The 5,503-nt window shown below is 71.1% G+C and carries 4 protein-coding genes; all 4 read right to left on the reverse strand.

Annotated features, from left to right (window positions below; all coding sequences use genetic code 11):
• Positions 1 to 391: biotin/lipoyl-containing protein (locus ACTS11_RS15685; protein WP_442641234.1), on the reverse strand; the 391-nt coding region annotated here is incomplete at its 3' end.
• Between the two features lies 1 nt (position 392).
• Positions 393 to 2,387, reverse strand: a complete 1,995-nt coding sequence (gene pdhA / locus ACTS11_RS15690) for a pyruvate dehydrogenase (acetyl-transferring) E1 component subunit alpha (protein WP_442641235.1) — start codon at positions 2,385 to 2,387, stop codon at positions 393 to 395.
• The gene (gene acsA / locus ACTS11_RS15695; protein WP_442641236.1) at positions 2,384 to 4,072 is read right to left on the reverse strand and encodes an acetate--CoA ligase; all 1,689 of its coding nucleotides are present in this window, start codon (positions 4,070 to 4,072) and stop codon (positions 2,384 to 2,386) included. Before acsA ends, pdhA begins: the two co-directional genes overlap by 4 nt.
• Positions 4,073 to 4,230: 158 nt before the next feature.
• A partial coding sequence (gene ppsA / locus ACTS11_RS15700; protein WP_442641237.1) for a phosphoenolpyruvate synthase occupies positions 4,231 to 5,503 on the reverse strand: 1,273 nt, incomplete at its 5' end.

Below are 5,503 nucleotides of genomic sequence, written 5' to 3' on the forward strand. Positions count from 1 at the left end.
CCGCGTCCGGGGCCGCAGCCGTGGCCGCCCCGGACGCGGGTTCATGCGCAGGCCCTGCGGCGGGCGCTGGTGCAGGCTCGGCTGCGGCCACGCCTGCGGGTTCCGGCGCGATCGGCGGCGGGGCTTCCACCTCGTCCTCCGCCGGCGCGGCCTCGCCCTCGGCACGGATCACGGCGAGCGGCGCGCCGACGGGCAGGGCCTGGCCGAGCTCGGCGATCAGGCGGTCCACGACGCCCGCCTCGAAGATCTCGATCTCGATGGCGCCCTTCTGCGTCTCGACCACGGCCACCACGTCGCCGCGCGCGACAGCGTCGCCCGGCTTCACCAGCCATTCGACCAGCGTTCCGGCCTCCATGTCCGCGCCGAGCGAGGGCATCGCGAAGACGCCCATCTCAGCGCCCCATCTGCGCGCGCGCGGCGGCGACGATCTTCTCCACCTGCGGGATCGAAGCCTGTTCGAGGTGCGCGGGGTAGGGGATCGGCACCTCCTCCGAGCAGACGCGGGCGACGGGTCCGTCGAGCGACCAGAACCCCCGCTCCATGATCCGCGCCATGATCTCGGCCGCGAGCGAGCCCGAGCGCCAGCCCTCGTCCACGATCACCGCGCGCCGGGTCTTGCCGAGCGAGGCGAGGATCGTCTCCTCGTCGAGCGGGCGGAGGCTGCGCAGGTCGATCACCTCGGCCTCGATCCCCTCCTGCGCCAGCGCCTCCGCCGCCTCCAGCGTCTTCCGGAGCGAACCGCCGTAGGTCACGAGAGAGACGTCCTTGCCCGCGCGGCGGATGGCGGCCTTCGAGATGTCCACGGGCCCGGCGTTCGCGTCGATCCGCCCGGCCATGTTGTAGAGCATCACGTTCTCGAAGATCAGGACCGGGTCGGGGTCCTGGAGCGCGGTCCAGAGCATCCCCCGCGCGTCCTCCAGCGTGGCGGGGGCGAGCACCTTCAGCCCGGGGATGTGCGCATACCAGCCCTCGAGCGAATGGGAATGCTGGGCGGCGAGCTGCCGGCCCGCGCCGGTCGCCATGCGGATCACCAGCGGCACGCCGAACTGGCCGCCCGACATGTGCCGGATCGTGGCGGCCGTGTTCAGGATCTGGTCGAGCGCGAGGAGCGAGAAGTTGACGGTCATCAGCTCCACGATGGGCCGCATCCCCGCCGCCGCCGCGCCGATGCCCGCCCCGGTGAACCCGGATTCCGAAAGCGGCGTGTCGCGGATGCGGTCCGGGCCGAACTCGTCCATCAGGCCCTTGGTGACGGCATAGCACCCGCCATAGGCGCCCACGTCCTCGCCCATCAGGAACACCCGCTCGTCGCGGTGCATCGCGTCGCGGATCGCCTGCTTCACCGCCTCGCGATAGGTCGTCTCGACCATCCGGCCCGAGGGGCGGGCGGGGGCGGGCGGCTCGGGCTGCGGCCCGAGGACATGACGGGTCAGCGTCTCGACCGGCTCCCAGGTTCCGGCCTCGGCGAAGGCCACGGCCTCCTCGATCTCTGCGGCGACGCGGGCCTCGATGGCGTCCACGTCCGCGCGGTGGATCAGCCCGTTCTCGAGCAGCCAGCCCTGGAAGCGGACGATGGGGCCCTTGAGCTTCCACGCCTCGACCTCGTCCTTGTCGCGGTAGAGCTGGGCGTCGAACATCGAATGCGCGCGGAAGCGGTAGGTGGTGCATTCGAGGAAATGCGGCCGTCCCGTCTCGCGGATGCGGGCGAGCGCGCGGCGCGTCGCGGCCTCGACGGCGACGACGTCCATGCCGTCCACGCGCTCGGCCTCGATCCCGTAGGCGGCGGCCTTGGCGGCAATGCCGGTCTCGGCCTGCGTGCGCGCCAGCGCCGAGCCCATGGCATAGCCGTTGTTCTCGCAGACGAAGAGGACCGGCAGGTCCCAGAGCTCGGCGAGGTTCAGGGTCTCGTGGAACTCGCCCTCCGCCACCGCGCCCTCGCCGAAGAAGCAGGCGGTGACATGGGCGTCGCCCCGCATCCGGTCGGCGAGCGCGAGGCCGCCCGCCAGCGGCAGCCCGCCGCCCACGATGGCGTTGCCGCCGTAGAAGTTGGTCTCGGCGTCGAAGATGTGCATCGAGCCGCCGCGCCCGCCCGAGCAGCCCTCGGCGCGGCCGTACATCTCGGCCATCACCGCCGTCATCGGCACGCCGCGCACCAGCGCGTGCCCGTGCTCGCGGTAGGTGGCGACGATCCGGTCCTCGGGCGCGAGCGCCGGGATCACGCCGGCCGCGATCGCCTCCTCGCCGTCGTAGAGGTGGAGGAAGCCGCGGATCCTCTCGCGCGTGTAGAGCTCGGCGCACATGTCCTCGAAACGTCGGACGCGGATCATGTGGCCGAGGAGGTCGAGGACGTGCTGGCGGTCGAGGCGGGGCTTGAGGGTCGCGGTCATGTCTCGTCGCTCTCCAGGGTGGAAATGTCGCCCTCGGGCAGGCCCAGCTCGCGCGCCTTGAGAAGGCGGCGCATGATCTTGCCGGACCGCGTCTTGGGCAGGGTGTTGCGGAACACGATCTCGCGCGGCGCGACCGCGGGGCCGAGGCGCTTGCGGGCATGGCCGCGGATGTCGCGCTCGAGGTCCTCGGAGGGCGCGAAGCCGGGGTTGAGCGTGACATAGGCCTTCACGACCTCGCCCGCCGTCTCGTCGGGGATGCCGATGACGCCGGCCTCGGCGACCGCGTCGTGCTCGATCAGCGCGCTCTCGACCTCGAAGGGGCCGATCAGGTGGCCCGAGGACTTGATGAGGTCGTCGGCCCGGCCGACGAACCAGAAGTAGCCGTCCGCGTCCCGCATCGCGAGATCGCCCGACAGATACCAGCCGTCGACGAAGCACCTGGCATAGCGCGCCTCCTCGTGGAGGTAGGTCCGCATCATCGAGGGCCAGCCGGGGCGGAGCGCGAGCTCGCCCACCTCGCCCGGACCGAGCTCGCGGAGGGTGCCGTCCTCGCGCTCGACGATGCCCGCCGCGACGCCCGGCAGCGGCTTGCCCATCGAGCCCGGCCTGATCTTCATGCCCGGACAATTGGCGATCATGATGCCGCCGGTCTCGGTCTGCCACCAGTTGTCGTGGAAGGGCTGGCCGAAGACCCCCGCGCTCCAGACCACGGCCTCGGGGTTCAGGGGCTCGCCCACGGAGGCCAGGAACCTGAGCGAGGAGAAGTCGTAGGCCGCCGCCGCCCCGGCGCCCGCGCGCATCATCATGCGGATCGCGGTGGGGGCGGAGTACCAGACCTCGACCTTCTCGTCCTGAACGATGGAATACCAGCGCTCGAGGTCGAACTCCGCCTCGTCGATCAGCATCGTGGCCCGGTTCACGAGGGGCGAGATGATCCCGTAGGAGGTGCCCGTGACCCAGCCGGGGTCGGCGGTGCACCAGTATCTCACGCCCGGCTCGAGCCCCAGCGCCGCGCGCCCCGAGAAGGCGTGGTAGACGACCGCCTCGTGGACGTGGACAGCCCCCTTGGGCCGTCCTGTCGTGCCGGAGGTGAAGTGGATGAGGGCGGGGTCATGGGCGCGCGTCGCCACCGTCTCGAAGACGGGAGCGGCCGCGCGCATGGCGGGACCGAGCGCGACGCAGCCCTCGGGCGCCTCCTCGCCCAGGATCAGGATCAGCTTCAGCGTCGCGATCTCGCCCGCCCAGGGGGCGATCTTGCGGCGGTAGATGGCCTCGGTGGTGACGAGGGCGCGGGCGCCGCCGATCTCCATGCGGGTGCGCACGGGCTCGGGCCCGAAGGCGGAGAAGAGCGGGGTGAAGACCATCCCCGCCTTCAGCGTGCCGAGGGCCGCGGCGTAGAGCTCGGGCACCCGGCCGGTCATGGCGAAGACGCCGTCGCCGGGCGACAGCCCGTGTGCGGCCAGCACGTTCGCGAAGCGCGCGGCCTCCTCCGTCAGCTCGGCATAGGTGATGTCGCGGGTCGCGCCCTCCTTGCCGAGCCAGCGGATCGCGGTCTGGCGGCCATGCCCCGCCGCCACGTGCCGGTCGAGCGCCTCGTGCGCGATGTTGATGCCGCCCTTCCAGCCCTCGACGAGGGCGCGCGCCTCCGCCCATCCGGCCCCGGCGCTGTCGTGCTCCTGTGCCATCTCGATCCTCCCCTGACGGAAGGGTGCGGAAGGCGGAGTTCCGGGGATATGACGCAGATCAAATCATTGTGTTATCAAACAATGTGGAAGGCCGATTCCTTCACGGGAAAGGACCGCCGGGCCGCGCGCGGGGCCCGGCGCCGTCGTTCAGCCGTCCGTCAGCCGCGCTCCTTCTCCGCCGCGGCCACGTTGCGCTTCACGTCGAGGAAGCTGTCGGGCGTGACCGAGATCGAGTGGATGCCCGCCTCGACGAGCAGCCGCGCGAAATCCGGGTCGTTCGAGGGCGCCTGTCCGCAAAGCCCGATCTTGCGCCTGTTCGCGCGTGCCCGCCGGATCGCCTCGCCGATCATCCACAGGACCGCCGGATCACGCTCGCGGAACAGGCCGGACAGCGCCTCGCTGTCCCGGTCGATGCCGAGGGTCAGCTGCGTCAGGTCGTTCGACCCGATGGAGAAGCCGTCGAAGCGCTCGGCGAACTCGTCGGCGCGGATGACGTTCGAGGGCACTTCCGTCATCACGTAGAGCTCGAGGCCGTCCTTGCCGCGCTCGAGCCCGTGCTCGGCCAGCACCGCAATCACCTCGTCCGCCTCCTCGGGCGAGCGGCAGAAGGGCACCATGACCACCACGTTGTCGAAGCCCATCTCGCGCCGGAGATAGCGCAGGGCCCGGCACTCCAGCGCGAAGGCGTCGCGGTAGAAGTCCGAGTAGTAGCGCGAGGCGCCGCGGAGGCCGATCATCGGGTTCTCCTCCTCCGGCTCGAAGAGGTGGCCGCCCAGGAGCTCGGCGTATTCGTTCGACTTGAAGTCCGAGAGGCGCACGATCACCGGGTTGGGATACCAGACCGCCGCGATCCGCCCGAGCCCGCGCGCGAGCGTGTCGACGAAGTAGTCGGTCTTGTCCTCGTAACCCTTCGTCAGCTCGGCGATGGCCGCCCTCACCCCCTCGTCCTTCAGGTCGTCGAAGCCGAGGAGCGCGAGGGGATGGGCCCGGATCACGTTGGAGATCAGGAACTCCATCCGCGCGAGGCCGACGCCGTCCGACGGAAGGCGCCACCACCGCGTGGTCGAGGAGGGGTCGGCCACGGTGACCATCACCTTCGTCTCGGTCTCCGGGATGTCGTCGAGGCTCACGTCCTCGGTCGTGATCTCGCCGATCCCCTCGTAGACGACGCCGCGGTTGCCCTCGCAGCAGGAGACGGTCAGGTCCTGCCCGTCGTGCAGGTCGTGCGTCGCCGTGCCGGTGCCGACGATGGCGGGCAGGCCGAGTTCGCGGCTGACGATGGCGGCATGGCTGGTGCGCCCGCCATGGTCGGTCACGATGGCCGCGGCCTTCTTCATGATCGGCACCCAGTCGGGGTCGGTGATCGAGGTCACGAGGACGGAGCCCGGCACGAACTTGTCGATGTCGGCCGCCGTCTGGATCAGGCAGGCC

Origin of the sequence: Roseicyclus sp. (assembly GCF_052168335.1) — a bacterium.
Taxonomy (GTDB): domain Bacteria; phylum Pseudomonadota; class Alphaproteobacteria; order Rhodobacterales; family Rhodobacteraceae; genus Roseibacterium.

What these genes read in the sequence shown, in the direction of transcription:
- pdhA (WP_442641235.1), bottom strand. Translation starts at nt 2,387, where the DNA reads ATGACCGCGACCCTCAAGCCCCGCCTCGACCGCCAGCACGTCCTCGAC.
- acsA (WP_442641236.1), bottom strand. Translation starts at nt 4,072, where the DNA reads ATGGCACAGGAGCACGACAGCGCCGGGGCCGGATGGGCGGAGGCGCGC.